A 20,349-nucleotide genomic window follows, 5' to 3' on the forward strand; every position below is an offset into this window, starting at 1 on the left:
ATCCAAAATCTAAAATCGATTTGATAACTCTTCCCATTCGGTAACATTAAGCTGTTGCACTTCAGAAAGAATTGCTCCCAGCCAAATAAAAAAGAACCAAAAATAAATCGCCATCCAACTTAAATTTGTGGCATGAAGAAGTAAATATAAAGCCACTAAGCAAGCAAATGCTCGCTGACAAATTATGTTTCCGAACATAGCAGGTTGCCAAAAGCTACACAAAGTTGAAACTAGCGCCAAAATAAAGATTATAAAACCGAAAATACCGTGTATATAAAGCACTTGAGCATATGAAGAAAACGTTCCCAAGGGCATTTCAAAAGCTCCATTTCCCCAACTTACTGTTTTTTCCATAAATCCCCAACCTACGAATGGTGATTTTTTCCAAGCATCAATGGTTGCGTTTACAACATATTCTCTATCTTTAGAAGAGTCAGCGCGAGCGTTATTAAAAGTTGTTAGAGGTAAAGCGATTAAATCTTTAAGGCTCAAACTTAATACAGCAGCAAATAAAGTTAGCAAAGATATTACCCATAAATAAGCTTGTCGAGCTAACCCGCTACGAAAACAATATATAATACTACATACTAACGGAAAACATACCCAAGCAAGACGACTTTGAGATACTAATAGTGCAGCTAAGCAACCAATTAAAGACACTTTACGCAGGCTGCGGTTAGATTCTTCTAAACATATAAAAAAGCATAAAAGGGCACAAACTCCTAAAATTGGAGGATCTGCCGTGTATAAATCTGTTCTAGGTAAAGGAATACCAAAAAAAGGCTGGATGACTGCAAATTTAATCATCAAACTTAATTTGTCTCCCGGTATTAAACGAGCTAGTGGAGGTAAAAAAGATTTTTGAGGCCCTATTGCAAAAAGTATCAGAAATTGAATCGTAAGAATAACTAAATAACTTGCACTCATCCAGCTAACGGCTCGCGTAATTACCTTTACCCTGATGCGATGCCAAAATGGTAATGTTAGACAAGCAAAGATCAAAAAGTAACCTTTAAATAAAGTAAACAATGTCGCTGCTGTTTTTAATATTTGAAAACCTATTGATTCCAATCCTATAATGTTAGTCCAAAGCGCAACTAAAATCATTCCCAGCCAAGCCCAATTACAAATTGGCAGCGAACCTTTGATGATTTTGTCAAACTTGAATCTAACTACTAGCAAAAAAGCAGCAACTGTTGGGTACAAAATAGTTTGTATTCCTAATATCCACCATAAAGGTGTCAAGATAATTGTCCAGTAAATCACTTTTTCGGCAAGTGACAGATTACCTAGCTTGAAGCCGTACTTTGTAAATGTTTGCGTACTAAAGGTTGTGTCTGACATTCCAAATTTTACGATTTAACTAAACAATTTCGATAAAGTTTGATTGTCATATCGGCAACTTTACTCCAATTGAATTGCTCGGCTAACTGAAGATTATGTTTGCCCATATTTATCAGTTTCGACTGATTGTTTATTACATATTCCATAGCTTGCAATAAACCATCTTGGCAGTCTGAATTATATAGAAAAGCTCCATCATGATCTAATACTTCACCCAAACAGCAGTTACGGGGAGCAATACATGGTTTACTAAATGACATAGCTAAGAATACTGCACCTGATGTCAGAATTTCTTGGTAAGGAAATACAACCACATCACAAGCATTCATGTATGTTTGAATTTCTTCATCGGGGACAAATCCAGATTTTAGTTGGATATTCTCATGTTCTGATATTTTCTGCTTTATGAGTTGTTCAAATTCTTTATTAGCTGGTTTGCCAGCAACTAATAATTCTACTTTTTCCTGTTTTAATCGTTTAAAAGCTTCAATTAATTCTAATACTCCCTTATTGCTCCTAATCGAACCAAGCAATAGCATTACAATCTTTTGATTTGGGATATTTAATTTTTTTCGTGCCTCTACTCTACCAATATTATTATCATAGTAGCCAATATAATTGCCGTGAGGTACTACAAATATTTTATTCCGATCTTTTATATCTAATGTTTTGATAATTTCGGCTTTAGCTGTATGAGAATGAGCAATTATTCCATGACTAATTTTAGCTATAAACCTGGTACATATTTGATCGAATTTCAAGTACAAGCTATCATGATTTTTGAGGTTGTGGGCAGTCCAAACTATTTTGACACCCATGAGTCGGAGAATATAGAGTTCGGTAATTAATATGGTTAATCTAATAAGGGATTTTAGCCAATTGCTTCTCACAAATAAAGGATGCAGCCAATGTAAATGTAAGATATGTGGCTTTCCTTCTTTGATTACAGTTGGGATAAGGTAATTGCTAGGATTACCTTTCTCTATTTGCATACCCAAGTCAACTAAATGTTCAATTAATTGTTCTTGGTAAGGATTTATTGTATCGAATACTGGTAGAAAGATTGCCTTTAAATTATTCGTGCGGCTAACTTGTTCAACTATGCGATCAAGTTCAAATTGGGATTTGTCCGAATTAGCTTCTGTGGGTGTTTGTAATTTGTTCATATTTTTAATTAATTAGATAGAAAATTAACACGATTGTATGAATTTTGAATGGTTTCTTTTTCCTGTTACCGTCGGGAGACGTTATATATAACGTCTCTACAACCCGTCGGAACAAATGAAACCTACTATTTAAAGTTGGCTAGTGCTAACTGCTTAACTTTGGGAATAATTTCTTGTATGCGCTGACGGTTATATTCTCTGTGCTGTATGAGAGGAATAAAGAAATTACTGAGATATCCGGGTTGGCAAGCCTGCTCTGGATCGATCAGCATTCCATCTAGTTCAATATGCTCAAATAACCCTTGAAATTTACCTTGATAAGTTATACAGCCTACAGGAGTACCTTGACTCAAACAGGCAATGCAAAGATGCATTCTCCCAGTCAAAACTATATCCAAATGTTTACATACAGACTTAATTTCTGCTGCACTAAAAGGTGTTGGTACTTTCACGCAATCAGATCGAATTCCCTTCGGAAGGGCGTTTAGTATAGCTTCGGATAACCTAATGTCACTCGACTGCTTGTCAGTGTTACGGAAATCATGAGGAATCAATACAAAACTACATTTTTGATATTTTGAGTGAATTTCAACCAAAGTATCTACATAAATTTTGATTATTTCATGAACTGATTCTTTATCTATATTAGAGAATGACTGTGAATTTGCATTAATACCAATCAATATTCGCTGATTCTGCTGCTGAAGTTTAATCCATTGTAAAATCTCAGACAACGCTCCTGGATTTTCCGCTGGGGGTAAAAGAAATGCCAAATCTGCGACAAGAGTGACGGAACGTTGTAGGTAATTAATTAAGCGTTTATGTGAAACAGGATCTCGTGAATATAGTTTTATCTCCGAAGATAAATTGCGGAAAGCTTGAATAACTTTGGGTGCTGGTTGTTCGTTAAAACTAAAGCCAAGAATGGCAGCTTCTGCTCCTGTTTGCTTGGCTAATGAAACGTATTTCAATCTTGTAAGAGAAGATTTTTCGCTGTAGAAACCATCCATTACATCTGCTCCCAAACAATAAAATTTATCATAACGGCTAGCTACAGTCACGAGATGAAAATTCTCTTTCCAAGAATCACTTAATGAATGACAAACAGTATTAATTCCTGTAACTGCGGGCTTAAAATTCTCCCAGTTACTGGCTAAACTATAGGAAATAAAGCCTATTTGTTTTGCACCTTCACCTTTAAAATATTCTATTACAGCGGTGATCATTGCTTCATCGCCAAGGCTGCCAAATCTTGCTGGAGGAAGTAAAAGAACTGAATCGTTCTGTTTTTGATTCCATTGAAAAACTCGTTTTAATCGCAATAAATTAGCGTACAACGCGAGCATCGAAAACTTTAGAAACTGTTTAATCTTCATTTTTACCTTCTCTACATTGAGATTGTTTACAAAAACTGAAATAACTACTTCTTTTCCGCTCTAAAATTGTCTATCTCTCTTTACTTCTTTCCTCTGCGTACTCTGCGCCTCTGCGATTTTTTTTAATTAGTAATCTTCTGCCGGGAAGAAAGTAATACCGTCTTTTTTCCCCGTTCCCTGTTCCTTTATCTTTTGATATTTCTAAGCTTTACAGGCATAGCTAGGTGAAAAGTCTTAAATATTTTGCGTGTTAGTTTGGGTGCCAGAAGTATAATCATCACCGTATAAGTTACTATTCCTAAAATCGTAGAAATGACTAATAATGCAGGAGGTATTAAGTAATTACCGAATAAATATTTGAATCCCAGCATTGTGGTTGCCATTACGATTGTTCCTATTAGTGGAGCAATATATTGACGAAGATATGTACCGATATTAATAGGAATTAATTTGCGGATGATAAATAGTTCTATTGGTGAAAGCAGATAGCCGCGAATAACGTAGGCTGCTGCCACTGCTAGAATTCCCCAGCGCACAACTAAGGCAAAAGCAATTACATTCGCCGTAGCGTGCAAGCAGTTGAGCTTCAGCTTCCACAAAGGCTTTCCCATCGCCATAATTATGCTGCCATTGAAGTATTGTAGAGAATGAAGAATGCCAATAAAAGCCAAAACTTGCATAACTGGAACGCTAGGCATCCATTTTTCTCCGAATAAGCTCTTGACTATTTCGGGTGCCAATACTGCCATACCTGTAAATACAGGAAAGGAAATTAAGCTTGTTAATTGTGTGGTGGTGTAAAATCCACGTTTTAATAATTCTGGTTCTTTTTGTAGTTTAGAAAATACAGGCATTGCCACTTGATTGGTAACGCTCGTTAATAACTGCGTCATAATCAGTAACCAGCGGTAAGCAACCGTATAATAACCTAAAGCAACAGAACCCAGATAATAACCAATTAACAAATCGTCAGAGCGACGGTTAAAAAAGTCTAGTATTTGAATCCCAACTACATTAATTCCAAAAGAAAACAATTCCTTAAAATGCTTTCTACAAATTTGAAATCCTGGTTTCCAATCAGTACTCCACCACAGAACTAAAACCCCTACAAAACCATTAGTTAACTGTTGCCCAACAAGACTCCAAACACCAAATCCTAAAAATGCCATGACTACACCAACCGTACCACCTGTAAAGGTTGCCAAAAGTGTCCGAGTAGTTAAAGTCTTGAAAGCTAATTGCCGATATAAAAGGGCGCTTTGTACGCTATTAAGAGCAGCAAATACAAAATTAAATGACAAGCAACGGATAATCGGTGTAAGTGCAGGTTGTTTGAATAAATTAGCTATAAATCCAGCCCCAGCAAGACTAATTCCTAATAGCAGTACCGCAATAGTTATGTTAGTCCAAAAAGCAGTATCTAAATGTTCGCGCTCTATTTCTTGACGTTGGATTATCGCTTTACTAAATCCTTGATCGAGGAATACCTGCATCAAAGCAAAGAATATGTTGGCTAAAGCTACTAAACCAAAAATTTCGGGTTCAAGTAAACGTGCAAGAATAAGAAAAACAGCAAAGGAAATAACTTGGCTGCCCCATTTTTCCATTGCAGTCCAAACCACGCCTTTGATTGCTTTTTCTTTGAGATTGTTCATTAATTACCTTTTCGTCAAGATAGGGAATAGGGAATAGGGAATAGGGAACGGGGAATAGAAAAAGAAGCCTGTATTAGTTTATTGACAACCGTTTAAACTTGGTGAATTTTTTCATACTCTTGATATTTCTTACCTGTTATACCTACAAGCATTCCCGCACTGTGGTAAATATATCTCAAGGTTTGAAAGACTTCATGTTTACCCCAAATTAAAGATAGTGGAATAAATAAAGTTCCTTTGATGATTCGTCTAATTCCTTTGAAAATGCACGTAGCTCGCACTAAAACTGAAGGATTTAATTCGACTTCGCAGAAACTTTCAGTAATTCCCAATCGATAATTCCGCTTCAGCAGCCATACTAAATTAGCACGACTCGCCGGTATCCACTCTGAAACCAAAGCATCGTTTGCCCATACCATTTTATAACCTGCAAAAAAGACACGTCGGAAAAAGTGCCAATCCGAACCACCAGTTAATGCTAAACGCTCATCAAAACATGGCTGCAATTTTTGCAAAACTTCTCTACAAATCAACACATTATTAGTAGCCGCTCCTTCGATAATATGACCTGTAGAATAACGTAAGCGCTCAAAAAATTCTCCTTTTATAATCCAATTGGGAACAGATTGATGAAAATAAGGTAATACTGGGCCCGCAACTACATCTGCACTATATAAACTTTGAACGTGCAAAAGTTGATCTAACCACGATGTTTGAGGAACTTCGTCATCATCAATAAAAGCGATAAAATCAAAACTTTCTCCAGCGCAATTAATGGCTTTATTTCTAGCAAAAGGAATTCCCCTACGTGGCTCGACGCAATATTTTAGCGTCCATTTAATTTGCGAATTCATCCCGCAGCAAAGTTGACGAGCAGAGCAATTTTCGTCGTTATCAACAACAATAATTTCTAGAGAAGGTTGTTCGCAAAGTTTAAATTTGAGTTTATTTAGACCATTAAGCAAACGTTTTAAGCCTTCAGAACGTTGACAAGTTATTATGCATACAGCAACTCGCATTTTTTCTCCTTGATTGGAATGGGTAGGGAAGTGGGAATGGGGAAGAAAAATAAATCTGTACGTTTTCCTTTTTTTTAATTACTCCGCAACATTAATTCTTATTGTTTTGTAGTAGCGCTTAAGCGTCTCCTAATTCGGAAAGATGAGGCGAGTATAGCGCTACTACGAGCCATGATTACCTCTTATTATTTATGTGTTCGAGTACTAGCTCTATTGCTGGTGTTTTACAAATAACTCAACCGAGCGATCGCCCAATAGCGAATTTGGCAACGGGTGATAAACGTACCGATACCAAAGTTAATAAAGAACGAATATCCCGATAGAAAATAGACTTGTCACAAACCAGAGCTTGATCGATAAAATCGCGGGCTGTTTGCATATCGCCACCCTGAAGACATAACCTCGATAGATAGCGATACATATAGGCGTAAACGGTTGGTAACATTGGCTTAATCAACTCTGGCGAACGTTGATAAGCAGTTTCAATGACAATTGCCCCAGAATTCCGCATTTGTACGAAATTGAAAGATAATCCAGATGAACGCACGCGATAGTAGCATAAAACCCGCTTTTCTCGGTAAAAACGCCATTTCTGTGTTCCAGCTATTCGCAACCATAAATCCACATCTTCCCAACTGCGTAAGCTTTCATCAAATCCCCCGACTTCATCTATTAAGCAACGACGAAAAACTGCATTAGAACCATGTCCGACAAAGTTTTTGCAAAGTAAGGCGAGCATTGGGTTTGAATGGACTGGCTTACCGCTCAAACAAATAAATGTAGGTTTTCCATCATCGCGAATCGTCCGCGAAGCGCTGTAAACTACCCCAACATCAGGTTGATTATACAATCGAGCTATATGAGTTGCTATTTTATCTCGATGGTAAATATCATCACCATCGAGTAAAGCAATATATTCACCTTGTGCATGACGAATACCGTAGTTGCGTGCTGATGATAAACCGCCGTTTTCTTTTTTTAATAGCTGAAAACGAGTATCGCGCTGACAGAATTTTTGTACAACAGCCGCAGTATCATCAGTTGAACCATCATCAACTATCAATACTTCAAAATCTGAAAATGTTTGCTTTTCTAAAGAAACTAGAGCCTCTTGAATATACTTGCCGACATTATAAGCCGGAACTATTACACTTACTTTTGGTATCTCAAACATTAAAAATCGCTCCTTCTGACTTGATCTCTACAGCAATTACTTTGGGTTTTCGCTTCAAAATATTTCGCAATCTACCTCTAATACTTTGAGGAAATATCCACATTCCCAAATACAGGCAAATATCCATTGGTTGAGGTTTTCCAAATCGAAAAGCTTCGCGCAACAGAAGTAAAAATGCATGGCGATCGCCATCCTTAGCAGCCCGCGCACTGACTTCTGCCAGGATAAAAGATGAATAAGCTTTTCGGGTAACTAAATTTCGTCTGCTTTGAATCCAGTTAAGTGAAGATTGCCAAGAAAAACTTTTACTCAAACTTTGGCGCGTTCTTTCTAAGTTCCAGATTGCCAGTACTTGAGGTGCAAATTCCAATCCTGCATCTTTAATGGAAATTGCCCGTAAAATCCAATCCCAATCCTGATGTTTCTTAAGATGGTTATCGAAAGATACTTTCTGTAATAACTCCTTTTTGGTAAATATAGTTGAGGTTTGAATTAATCCTTCTCCCATAAATAAAGTATTGCGAACAAATAAATATTCGCACAGAGGCTCTGTTTTTTTGGGAAGCCGACGGGGCCAAATCGCTTCACCTTGTGGTGTTTTCGCAATTAGATAACTACTAACAATCGGAAATTTATGATCGGAAGCCTTTGCTATCTCAAGCTGTAATTCCAACTTTAGCGGCATCCATTCATCATCGTCATCTAAAAAAGCAATCCATTCTGCAACAGCAGATTTAACACCAAAATCGCGAGCAAAACAGGCTCCTTGGTTTGTAGATAATTCAATTACTTGCAGTCGCGAATCATCTATTTCACAAAGCGTTAAACTTGTATCTTTATCTATTCCATCTATGACGACTAAAACTTCTATTTCCTGCAAACTTTGCGTCAATGCACTCATGACAGCACGCTTTACTAATTGCGCTCTGTGAAAAGTGGGAATTACTACACTAACTAAGGGTTTCAAAAAATCCCCTCCTTATTTTGAAATATATTTGGTAAATAATCATGGCAATATGCAAAGTATGTTAAAACACACTCTCATCCCATACCTAGTCGTCTAAAGACGACTTTGTTTGTGCAGCCCAGGAATAAATTCCCAGTCGGTGTTGAAAATGGTGCAAGATGTCAGTTGTATGGCTGTTCCCTGTTGCCCATTCCCTACTCCCCACCCGTTATTTTTCAGTTACCAGATTACTAATTCAAATCAATGCTTTCTACCTTTGGAGTAAGTTCTACTCGTAACAACGACTGATTAAAAATTGCCAAAGCAATCTGTAGCGCAAAAGCCGAATTTCCTAACAAATACCGAGCAGCAAGCCGTTTAGGTTCGCGCACGAGACGATAGAGCCACTCAAAACCTAAATTAGATATAAAATGCGGACAGTCGGGAACTATTCGAGCCATGCGATCGATAATCGCTCCACCAACCATAATAGTGTTCGCCTGTAAGCTATGGCGATGCTTCTGTACCCAATATTCTTGAATTGGCATACCCATACCTACGATCAAAATATTGGGTTTAAACTGATTGATTTGCTCTACGGCAGCTTGATTAACTTGTGGATCTTCTTTATCAAAATATCCATGATGTCCCCCAAAACGAACCTTTGGATACTTTAATTTCAGGTTATCAATCGCAGCTTGTAAATTTTCGGGCTTTCCACCCAAGAAAAATACTGAAAATTCATTCCGTTCGCAACTTTCCAATATTTCGGGCATTAACAAGGTATAGGAAACCCGATAATCTAAAGGTAAATCCAAGCCCATAAAGGCGATCGCCTTCAATATTCCCATGCCATCACAGTTAGTAATATCTGCGCTTTGCAAAAACTGATGATACCAAGGGAATTGTAGTGATAAATTGAAGCCGTGAATATTGTAATGTGCTACGGTTATTTGTTTGCCTTCTATACAAGCCTTCCGAACAGCTTCTACAATCGAAGAGATATTCATACAATCAATTCGCCGCCCTAACAAATACACGCTTAAAGCGGTTACTTTTTCTTTTTCACTAGCAACTTCACCGCTTGTATTTTTCAATCGAACGCCATCATCAATTTGGGACTCTAGTAGCCGAGAATGAAAATTTTTCATTTGTAGTTACCTATAAATAGCTTGAAGCAGCCGATACATAACAATACAATTTAACCTGCAAAAATGCATGGTAAATTTATCGTGTACCTTTAGTAAATGCAAACAAAATTCAGCAATCGATCGCTAATCAAAATGTTGCTTTGGCACCAAATAACGCATTTTCAAACGCTAAATATACCAAGCAATATAGTAAGCTTGATTACTTCACTAATCCGCCGGAAACACAAACGGAATCAATTGTTTTGTTCTCAGAATTAACCTCTGGCATGGAAGTTAACATAGATTTCGATGATATAGTTCGATGCTCAAAAAAAACACCATGCGCTTACGTCTAAGTGCAATGGGAAGTGAAATGCAAAATTCTTTGTTACAAAGCGCTATTTTTTGGCATGAAAATAGACTTACTCTGGTAGAAACAGCAACCTATAATTATTTGTCTCTATAGATACCAATATAATCAAAAATCACCAACTGTCAAGTTATTTATCATACATTTTTTTTGTAGCTGTAATTAAAAGGGTGTTTTGAAGGATTGGTGATATCTTTGGCTATCCGAATAAACTATTAAAAATTAAATATATTAAGTAACAAATATTGCATTATATTTACTACTAATATTAATATTGATACGGAGAAAGATTTTAAAAACCCACTCCCTAAAAATGGAAAGTGGGCACAAATAGCTAGTTCTATCTATGAAGCTTATTTAATTATACGTAGCTTTTTCAAGCATTTATTATTACATATGAAAAGATAAGCTTCCAATGTGTACGAAAAATATTCCTGTTAAATGTGAAACTTCTTAAACTCAGGGGGGAATAGAATAGACATCTCCGGAAAACATTTAGGTAGTTTAATTTTATACGTAAACCTAACCCCCCTGCCCCCCTTCCCGGAGCAGGGAAGTGGGGTTTTAAAGCCTCTCTCCCTGTGGGGGAGAGGTTTGGAGAGGGGTGTTTTTCTTTTTCGGAGATGTCTAATTGTCATTGCGAGTTTTTTACGTAAATTCTATTGTTAATTGTTAATTGTTCATTGACTAACCGCTGCTTATAAGGTTTAGCATCCATTTCCACACCATTGACAACTAAACCTAATACTTGAGCCTGATGTTCCATTAACTGCTGCAAGCTATCGCGAACTGAGTTACTGAAACTCATACCCGGTTTGACGACAAACAATACATTCGGAATTTGAGCAGTCATTAATGCTGTAGCAGTTGTAGCACTTACCGGAGCAGTATCAACTAAAACATAATCGTACTTAGTATGAGATTCGGCATCTGCTAACGATTTTTGAAACCTTCCCTCGGATACCATTTTTACGATTTTGCCGCTTCGTGGTGTTGTAGGTAATAAATCTAAGTTGGGTGCTATGGAGATAACTTCGTTTGTAATGTTTAATTCTTGAGTGAAACCTAAGTTTTGAGTTAATTCTGCTCGGATAAAATCTCCATCAACTACCAACACTCGAAAACCTAAATCTACTAATGCTTTTCCTAGCCCTAAAGTTACAGTTGTTTTACCTTCGCTTTCCATCGCGCTGGTAATTAAAAGATGACGATTATTTAAAGGTTGTAAACTAAGTGCTGAAGCAAGACGTTGAAAATTTACCTGTTTATCATCATCATCAGATGTTAGATCCGCATTTTTAAGTCGGGGGATAGAAACAACCATTGGAAATTTCATATCTTTCAAATCTTGAGGACTTAATAATGGGTTGCGTCTTTCTAAAAGTAATATTAAAGCAATGCTGCCTGTTATTACTGCTAATAAAGCATTTAAAATCATTAAGGATTTTTTGGGAGAAATAGGTTTATTGCTAGCTCTAGGTGAATCTAATATTTCTACATTAGGATAAACATCAAAAACATCAATATTAGTTTGCTGAACTTGAGCAACTAAACCTTTATAAACTCCTTCAGCAACATCAACACTGCGTTGAAGTTCTGATAATCTCTTTTGTTGTTCGGGGATAGAATTTAAGTTATTTTTTAGCTGGCTTATTTGACTTTGTATCAGTTGAGCGCGACGTTGTTGACCGGAAGCTTCAGTTTCTGCCAAAATTAATTGTTCAATTAAGCCAGCACGCCCTTCACCTTCACCGCTTACTGTAGTGTCGATGGGAATACCACCAGCAGTTTGTTTGACTTGGTTTTGTATCCGATTTGATAATACTTGCTCTTGCTGTAAAAGTTCTCGAACGGCGGGATGATTATCGGTATACTTAGCACGCAAACTAGATAATTCGGCTTTGATTTCTGCTAGCTTTCCTCTCATAAATTGATAGTCCCTATTTTCACCCAAGCTTAAAGAACGAATCGCTTGATTTGACGACATACTCAGCATATTTGACAAAGTATTAACGCGATTTTGATTATATTCAGCTTGAGATACTGCTTCTAATTGAGCTTTAGTTAAACTATCAATTGTGGTAACAATAGCCTTAGTTTGTTCTTCTGCATCAACTAATGCGCTAGATTGCTTAAACTGTGCTAAAGTTTGTTGCGCCAACATCAAATTATTGCCAGCTTCTTCTAACTCAACCGCACTAAATTCTCTTTTTGATAAACGATTTTGCTGTCGGAGTTCTTTAAGGCGCTGTTGATATAAAGTTATGAGATTATTCGTTCGTAACTTAGCTAATTCAGGTGACAAACCTTTAGTAGTTACGGTAATGATGCGCGAAGCTTCATCAACAGAAACTTCAAATAGCGACTTATAACCACCTACACTATTAAAATTAGTTTTTTGTGGATCTATGTTAAGTACCTTTTCCATCAAACTATCGCTGGTTAAAATGCTTTTTTGCATTTGTAATTGACTGTCGCTAATTGCAGAAATACCACTGGAATCTTTTCTAAAAGAACCCAAAATACCCAAACTAGCATCCAAATTGCCATTTGTTGCAGGAATCGTCAATTGTGCTGTAGCATTCCACACTTGTGGTGTCACTGTGGCGATATAAGCAGTTAAACTTACAATCAAAAGATTCCAGAGTATTACCGGCTTCCAATGTCTAATCGCGATCGCAGTTATTTTATTCATAATATTAATCAGTTATCAGTTATCAGTGAACAGTTATGAATTGTTCAAATTTAAAATCCAAAATCCAAAACAAACCAAACGCATCCGTTGTTAAAAACATCCGTTGTTAAAATCTAAAATCGATTTGATAATTCTTCCCATTCGGTAACATCTAATCCTTGCTGTTGTAGTTGAGAAAGAATCGCTCCCAACCAGATAAAAAAGAACCAGAAATAAATCACCATCCAGGTTAAATTTGTGGCGTGAATTAGTAAATATAAAGCGATTAAACAACCGAATGCCCGCTGACAAAGCTGGTTTCCTTTAATAGCAGGTTGCCAAAAGCTGCACAGTGTTGAAATAAGAGCGGTGACAAAGAAAATAAATCCAAAAATACCGTGTACATAAAGCACTTGAGCATAGGAAGAAAAGGTTCCTAAAGGCAATACAAAAGCTCCGTTTCCCCAGCTTGCTGTTTTCTCCATAATTCCCCATCCCAGCCACGGCGATTCTTTCCACGCATCAATAGTTGCACTCACAATATATTCTCGATCTTTTGATGAATCCGCACGAGCGCTGTTAAAAGTGGCTAAAGGTGAAGCAATTAAATCTTTTATAGTCAAACTCAATACAGCAGCGAATAAAGAAATAATAGATATTACCCATAAATAAGCTTGTCGAGCTAACCCGCTGCGGAAACAATATATAATTAGCCAAACTAAGGGAAAACATACCCAAGCAAGACGACTTTGAGAAATTATTAAACTAATAAAACTACCAGCTAAAGCCAATTTTCGCCAGTTTTTATTAGTTTCGCTTAAGCACATGAAGAAACATAAAAGACCGCAAACTCCTAAAATCGGAGGATCGGCTGTATAAAGGTCTGTTCTTGGTAAAGGAATGCCGAAAAAAGGTTGAATTTCGGCAAATTTAACCATCAAGCTGGTTTTTTCACCTGGAATTAAACGAGCTAAAGGTGGTAAAAAATGTTCTTGCGGCCCTAAACCAAAAAGTATTAAAAGTTGAATTGTTAAAAGTATTGAATAGCTAGTTGCCATCAACGATACAGCCCTTGTAATGGTTTGTACCCTGATGCGATGCCAAAAGGGTAAAGTCATGCAGGCAAATATCATCAAATAGCCTTTAAATAAAGTAAACAAAGTCGCTGCTGTTTTTAAAGCCTCAAAGCCGATTGTTTCTAACCCGAAAATATTCGTCCAAAGTGCGGCAAAAACCATTCCCAACCATGCCCAATTGCAAATCGGTAAAGATTTTTTAATCAGCTTATCTAGACGTAAGCCAGCTATTAGCAAAAACGCGCTCACAACCGGGTAGATAATAGTTTGCAATCCCAACAGCCACCAAACAGGTGTCAAAACAATTGTCCAGTAAATTATCCGTTCAGCAAATGATTTAGCTTCGGATTTTGAATTAGATTGATTGCGGGTTTTAACTGGAGGGTTGAATGCGAACATCTTTAGAAGAGAGAGGGGAAGAGGGGGAAGAGGGGGGAGAGGGGGAAGAGTGGGGAGACAAGGGGATAAAAAACCATCACTCCTTACCTACTTGCTACTCTCTACTTACTACTCCTAACTGTTAACTGCTCACTGCTCACTGGTAACTGCAATACCTTTAGATATTTTTCGGCACAGGTTTCTAATTGAAATTGATTTAGCCATTGGGCATCTACTTGTTTGGTGTTGCCTGCGAGTACGCTTAAAATAGCTTCTGCCATAGCTTTGACATCGCCGACTGGGGTTAATTCACCATATTTACCGTTTGCTAAAATCTCGGCAGGGCCGCTTTCGCAATTTGTTGATACTATTGGAGTTCCAACTGCTAAGGCTTCTGCAATCACGTTACCAAAACCTTCCCAAGCAGAGGATAATACGAAAACTGCACTATGAGCCATGTAAGCATAAGGATTATCGACAAAACCCAACATTGCAACATCTGCTTGTAACCCTAATTCGTTAACTAAATTAGTTAAATTATCTTTTTCTGGCCCTTCCCCTAAGATTACTAACCGACATCGACGTAATTGTCGGACTTGGAGAAATGCACGTAATAAAGTCGGGTAGTCTTTTTGCAAATGCAATCTTCCTACAGCTAGGATAACTGGCGGTTCTCCTGGTTGAAACCACGGATGATTTATTTTTTCTCGTGCTTTAACAAACAGTTCGGGACTAATCACTGGATTGTAAATTAGATCGATGCGTTTCTTGGGTAACTTAGTCACCTTGGCTAAATCTTCTGCGACTCCTTGGGAAACGCTGACGATTCCATCAGCCCACGGGTACAAAAGTCTTGCTGCAAGTGGTGTCAAACGTACTGAAAGTTGCGAAATGCGTTTGGCTTCTAAAGAAAGATGATTGTGTTCGGATACTACTATTCTGGTTGGTACCTTAGCAATGCGTTTTGCTAGGAGAGCTATTTCGCAAGGATAATGTAAAGCTGCTAACATACTCTCCGGATTTTCCTCTCGCAAGTATTTAATTAATTTAGGCAGAGTACTAATCTTGGATTCTGCTTTTAAGTCTATCAGTCTAATTTCAGACGGCAATTGTTCTAATAAAGAACCGCAGGCTTTTGCAAGTACCATATCAACCTTCAGCCCTTGCCGTACAAAACCGCGAGCTAAATTCAACACTACTCGTTCCGCACCACCGCTATAAAGACAGCGCAGAAAGATGGCAATATCGGGGGGTGTCTTAGACATGGAAAAGATTCCCCGCTTTATATTGCAACCCAGATTTATGGGATATGCTTTTCATTAAGTTGAGAATCGCACCATAATTGCGTTGAGCATCAAAACGCTTTTCGGCTATCCGACGACTCGCGGCAGCCATGCATCGTATTTTTTCTGGATTATTTTTGAGCATTCGCAGTGCGATCGCCAAAGCTGTAGCATCTGATGGTGGCACAATTAAGCCATTAACTCCATGTTCAACTTGCTCGCACAAAGCACCAATATCAGTAGTAATGACTGGTAAACCTGCTGCCATCGCTTCGGAAATCGCACTGGGTAAGCAATCTGCTTGTGTTGGGAAGACAAAAATATCTGCTTGAGCGTAAAGTTGTTTTAAACGCTGGCTATTAGGAGTTAAATCGCAATATACCCGGATGTTCTCGATTCCGGTTAATTCCCGTTTTAAGTTGGTATCCTTGGTAACGATATCTAGCCTAAAATCGCGATCTAAACCGTTAAGAAAAGCTTCCAGTAGAGTATAACCACCTTTACGAGCAAAATCTCCTCCTACAAACAGCAACCGTAAAGGATTTTCGGGAGTAGATTCTATAGATTCTAAACTGGGATTGTGCTTAAAATTCCACTGTTCTAAATCGACACCTGGTGGAATTACCAAGACTTTCTCGGCAGGTATCCCATAATCATGAACCAGCGAATCTTTAGCCCATTCGCACCAAGTTATAATTGCTGCGGCAGCATTATATGTACTTCTATTCCACTCATATTTACCACGTTCCGCTAAATAATTACCGCCGACTTTATGGTTGTAGCCAGTAGCAATACTATCGAGATTAAAAGGTGTAGCGTCGGTAGAAATTATTGTTGGTATGCGATGCATAAAAGGAATAGAAAACAGCGCCAGCGTTTGGGTATGCAAAAACAATGCATCTGGTTTTTGCAATTTAATCGCCGTCTTTATCGCCTTACGGGTACGCAAACTAACTTGCAGCGACCAATTATTCCGAATAACCGGCAATTTCTCCCAAATATCATTTGTGCTTGCTCCCACAGGCATCCAATTCGGTTTAATATTAGTATCCTTATCTACCCAATATTTTAAATTCTGATAGTGAGTAATATGTCCCAGCGCCTGCTCTACAATAAAACCAAAATTAAACATTTATTTTTAGTAGTTAGTAGTTAGTAGTTAGTAGTTAGGAGTTAAAGGTTAAAATTCTCCTTGTCCCCTTGTCCCCCCATCCCCCATCCCCCCATCTCCCCATCTCCCCATCACCCCATCACCGGGTTCTCTTTCACAAAAAACCTTTTAAGTTTAATTTTCAAACCTTTATATTGTTGGGGTGAGAGAAGAAACACCATCAAAATTTTGAATAATACTTTAGAGATGGTTTGCCATTGAATAATTACTGATAAATCATTCCGAATGACATTCCAAAAAAATCGCATAGCTGTAATAGCGCTTTTGTGTCCCGAAGGAGATTCTAATGATTTAAAAGTCAGATAATTATAAAGGGTTGCAAGAGATTTTCTTTTTAAATATTGCAGCGATGTAGGAGCGCTGATAAAAGCTTGTTCAATAAATTGTAAACAAACTTTTTCCATTGCCAAAACATTACTAGAAGAAGATTTAGAAGAAGTACGGTATAAAATCTGAGGACGTGATACCGTAACAAAATCATGGCGAGCCGCTAAACGCAACCACATATCCCAATCTTCAGCGTGCTTTAATGACTGGTTAAAATAACCAACCTCAGTTAATGCTTCCTTACGAATTAAAGGATTGGAGCCATTTTCTAAAACGTTTTGGATCAACATTTTTTCGTAAGCATTACCATTAATAGTTATATGATTGCCATGACGAAAAAATTCGCCATATTCATCAATATAATCAACCCAACTATAAGCAACTGAGGCTTGAGGATTTGCCTGTAAAGCTTTTAATTGCGACTCAAGTTTATCTGGAGTCCAAATATCATCAGCATCCAGAAAGGAAATAAATTCACCGTCAGCTCGTTCAATTCCACGATTGCGACTAATTGATTTACCAGCATTTTTATAAGAAAATACCTTTAAACGAGTATCTTTAATATTAGAAATTACATTTAAAGTTAAATCCAGAGAGCCGTCATTGATTACAATTATTTCTAGATTTTTATAAGTTTGATTTACAACAGAATAAATTGTTTCACCAATTGTTTTTTCTCCATTGTATACAGGGATAATTACAGATATAAGTGGTGTGTGATTTATCATTTTAAAGAGAATAGGGAACAGGGAATCTTATAACCCACGGAGGTGGGTTTTGCTTGTGTAGCAGCGGTTTCAACCGCCAGGTTCAACCGCCGGATTAAAATATCAAATTCAACCACCGATCGCACTACTAACCAATTGATTGAATTTTTTTTTGTACTGCATAAATATCTGAGGCTGAAAAACACGTATGGCAATTAAGTAAATTGAAATAAACGCAAATGGTCGAATAAATAGGGGTAAATTAACTGAAAGTACTAAGCCTGGAATAATTAATAAAATCGGAATAAAGCAGGGAGTAATAAATTTAGAAAATGACCAGTGTAAGTTTCGACAAGCTGCCCACCACCAGTAAAGAGTCCAGCCAATTCCTAATACTATTGCAACCGCTAAACTTACTCCTACAATTCCACCTAAATTCGCTCCAAGTATAAAACTACCAACTGCAATCGGAGCAATCTGTAAGTTTACTTTAGCATTGATATCGGGACGACCTTTAGCAACTAGCATTGAAAAAAGTGAAGAATTAATGATACGAAAATAAGAAAAAATTAGTAAACCGGGAATTACTTGTATAATAGGCAGCCACTTTGCTCCAAAAACTAAAGTTACTACCTGCGAATCTACTATTAGGAAAATTAGAGCGCAAATTGCAGCCGTTAAAATTGCGGTTTGTTCTACTACTTTTAGGAGAATATTTTCTTGCTTTTCCTGTGGTAATTGAGCAAATACTGGCATTCCCAGTTGATTAAAGATAGCACCCACAATGGTTGAAAATGCATTTGTTAGTTGATAGGCAAGATTGTAATAACCAAGGCTGGTACTACCTAAAAGTTTTCCTACAGCAAAATTATCTATGTTGAAATTGGTATATAAACCGAAGCTAGAAGCAATAGTACTAAAGTAAAAAGATTGAACTTCAGATTTAACTTCTGAATCAATTTGCAGGCGGAATTCATACTTGGAATAGTACCTATTGAGAACGCAATTAACTATCCAAGAAGCAGTATCACCAATCACAAAAGACCAATAACTAAATCCCAATAATGCAGCACCTGTAGTGCAAATTAGTCGCGTAATCGAGTTAACTAAGGTGATATTTGCGATCGCCCGGTACTTCATCTGCCTTGTCATCACGCTAGAGTAAACATTACTAGCAGAAGACAGTAATAGATTAAACGCAAAAACAAATAATATCCCCGTTAATATTGGCTCTTGAAAGAACATAGCCACTAAGGGAGCTGTTACTGCCACTCCCACAGCTAAAGCTAATCCTACTAGTAAGCTAATAGTGTAAGCAGTGTTGACATATTTTGGATGTTCTATACCTTTATAGATGATGAAAGCACCCGCTGTGCCTTGAATGAACAATGAGAAAAAAGACCAGAAAACATAGGCAATACCGATGATTCCGAAATCAGATGGTTGTAACAGCCTTGCTAAAACCAGACTACTAAGAAACGCAAAGATACGGGTGATAAATGTCGCATAGGAAATCCATAAACCATTTTTGAAAAGTGCAGTTGCTTTCACTATCAGTGCTTACCTTTTGCTGTTTTTGCAAAACCAATAGAATGGACGATGGCTAGTTTTGCTAATGGTGACAAACGTACCGATATCAGAGTCAGTAAAGAACGAATATCGCGGTAAAAAATTGACTTGTCGCAAATCAAAGCTTGTTTAATAAACTTACGCGCTGTTTCTATATCTCCACCCTGAAGAGACAAGCGAGTCAGATAGCGATACATATAAGCGTAAGCAGTCGGTAACATCGGTTTAATTTCTGGAGAACGTTGAGAAGCATCTTTGATAACCTGTTCGCCACAAGCCTGCATTTGCGCGATATTAAAAGATAATCCAGAAGCACGCACGCGATAGTAGCATAGAATCCGTTTTTCCCGATAAAAACGCCATTTTTGCGTGGCAGCTATTCGCAACCACAAATCAACGTCTTCCCAACTAAGCAAGCTTTCATTAAACCCGCCGACTTCCGAAATCAAACAACGACGAAACACCGCATTAGAACCATGTCCGATAAAGTTTTTACACAGTAAAGCTAATAGAGGATTTGGATGAACTGGTTTACCGCTCAAACTAATAAACGTTGGTTTACCATCATCGCGAATCGTCTGCGAAGCGCTATAAACTACCCCAACATCGGCTCTACTATACAATCGAGCGACATGAGTTGCTAACTTATCTTTGTGATAAACATCATCGCCATCGAGTAAAGCAATATATTCACCTTGGGCGTGACTAATACCGTAATTGCGGGCTGAAGATAAGCCTCCATTCGCTTTCTCTAATAACTTAAATCTAGAATCTCGCTGAGTAAATTTTTGCACAACAGCCGCAGTATCATCAGTTGAACCATCATCAACAATCAATACTTCAAAGTCTGAAAATGTTTGCTTTTCTAAAGAAATTAGAGCGTCTTGAATATACTTGCTAACGTTATAAGCAGGAACTATAACGCTAACTTTTGGTATTTTGGGCATAATTGGTAATTGATAATTAGTAATTGGTAATTGGGAT

The 20,349-nt window shown here is 37.5% G+C and carries 15 protein-coding genes; all 15 read right to left on the bottom strand.

Annotation, left to right across the window (positions count from 1 at the left end; all coding sequences use genetic code 11):
- Positions 1 to 9: 9 nt before the first annotated feature.
- The 15 genes from ACM03V_RS10365 to ACM03V_RS10435 all read right to left on the bottom strand — a co-directional run bounded on the left by ACM03V_RS10365 (position 10) and on the right by ACM03V_RS10435 (position 20,312).
- Entirely contained in the window at positions 10 to 1,344 is a 1,335-nt protein-coding gene (locus ACM03V_RS10365) for an O-antigen ligase family protein (protein WP_414620692.1), read from the bottom strand.
- An 8-nt stretch (positions 1,345 to 1,352) separates the two neighbouring features.
- On the bottom strand, positions 1,353 to 2,510 hold the full coding sequence (locus ACM03V_RS10370) for a glycosyltransferase family 4 protein (RefSeq protein ID WP_414620693.1): 1,158 nt from the start codon (positions 2,508 to 2,510) through the stop codon (positions 1,353 to 1,355).
- A 125-nt stretch (positions 2,511 to 2,635) separates the two neighbouring features.
- Complete coding sequence (locus tag ACM03V_RS10375) at positions 2,636 to 3,886, bottom strand: polysaccharide pyruvyl transferase family protein (protein WP_414620694.1); 1,251 nt, start codon at positions 3,884 to 3,886, stop codon at positions 2,636 to 2,638.
- Positions 3,887 to 4,071: 185 nt separating this feature from the next.
- Positions 4,072 to 5,541, bottom strand: coding sequence for an MOP flippase family protein (locus ACM03V_RS10380; RefSeq protein WP_414620695.1), 1,470 nt, complete (start codon positions 5,539 to 5,541; stop codon positions 4,072 to 4,074).
- A gap of 92 nt (positions 5,542 to 5,633) precedes the next feature.
- Entirely contained in the window at positions 5,634 to 6,560 is a 927-nt protein-coding gene (locus tag ACM03V_RS10385; RefSeq protein ID WP_414620696.1) for a glycosyltransferase family 2 protein, read from the bottom strand.
- Between the two features lie 235 nt (positions 6,561 to 6,795).
- Positions 6,796 to 7,734 (bottom strand): glycosyltransferase family 2 protein, encoded by a 939-nt coding sequence (locus ACM03V_RS10390; RefSeq protein ID WP_414620697.1) that lies wholly within the window; start codon positions 7,732 to 7,734, stop codon positions 6,796 to 6,798.
- Positions 7,727 to 8,701, bottom strand: a complete 975-nt coding sequence (locus ACM03V_RS10395; protein WP_414620698.1) for a glycosyltransferase family 2 protein — start codon at positions 8,699 to 8,701, stop codon at positions 7,727 to 7,729. Before ACM03V_RS10395 ends, ACM03V_RS10390 begins: the two co-directional genes overlap by 8 nt.
- A 230-nt stretch (positions 8,702 to 8,931) precedes the next feature.
- Positions 8,932 to 9,831, bottom strand: a complete 900-nt coding sequence (locus tag ACM03V_RS10400; RefSeq protein WP_414620699.1) for a WecB/TagA/CpsF family glycosyltransferase — start codon at positions 9,829 to 9,831, stop codon at positions 8,932 to 8,934.
- A 983-nt stretch (positions 9,832 to 10,814) separates the two neighbouring features.
- Positions 10,815 to 12,875, bottom strand: a complete 2,061-nt coding sequence (locus ACM03V_RS10405; RefSeq protein ID WP_414620700.1) for a GumC family protein — start codon at positions 12,873 to 12,875, stop codon at positions 10,815 to 10,817.
- A 113-nt stretch (positions 12,876 to 12,988) separates the two neighbouring features.
- The gene (locus ACM03V_RS10410) at positions 12,989 to 14,329 is read right to left on the bottom strand and encodes an O-antigen ligase family protein (RefSeq protein ID WP_414620701.1); all 1,341 of its coding nucleotides are present in this window, start codon (positions 14,327 to 14,329) and stop codon (positions 12,989 to 12,991) included.
- 101 nt (positions 14,330 to 14,430) lie between these two features.
- The gene (locus ACM03V_RS10415; protein ID WP_414620702.1) at positions 14,431 to 15,573 is read right to left on the bottom strand and encodes a glycosyltransferase; all 1,143 of its coding nucleotides are present in this window, start codon (positions 15,571 to 15,573) and stop codon (positions 14,431 to 14,433) included.
- Entirely contained in the window at positions 15,566 to 16,723 is a 1,158-nt protein-coding gene (locus ACM03V_RS10420; protein ID WP_414620703.1) for a glycosyltransferase family 4 protein, read from the bottom strand. Before ACM03V_RS10420 ends, ACM03V_RS10415 begins: the two co-directional genes overlap by 8 nt.
- A gap of 110 nt (positions 16,724 to 16,833) precedes the next feature.
- Positions 16,834 to 17,817, bottom strand: a complete 984-nt coding sequence (locus ACM03V_RS10425; RefSeq protein WP_414620704.1) for a glycosyltransferase — start codon at positions 17,815 to 17,817, stop codon at positions 16,834 to 16,836.
- 108 nt (positions 17,818 to 17,925) lie between these two features.
- Positions 17,926 to 19,347, bottom strand: coding sequence for an oligosaccharide flippase family protein (locus tag ACM03V_RS10430; protein ID WP_414620705.1), 1,422 nt, complete (start codon positions 19,345 to 19,347; stop codon positions 17,926 to 17,928).
- 2 nt (positions 19,348 to 19,349) lie between these two features.
- Entirely contained in the window at positions 19,350 to 20,312 is a 963-nt protein-coding gene (locus ACM03V_RS10435; protein WP_414620706.1) for a glycosyltransferase family 2 protein, read from the bottom strand.
- Positions 20,313 to 20,349: the final 37 nt, after the last annotated feature.

It is taken from the genome of Calothrix sp. CCY 0018 (genome assembly GCF_963920925.1).
Lineage (GTDB): Bacteria > Cyanobacteriota > Cyanobacteriia > Cyanobacteriales > Nostocaceae > Rivularia.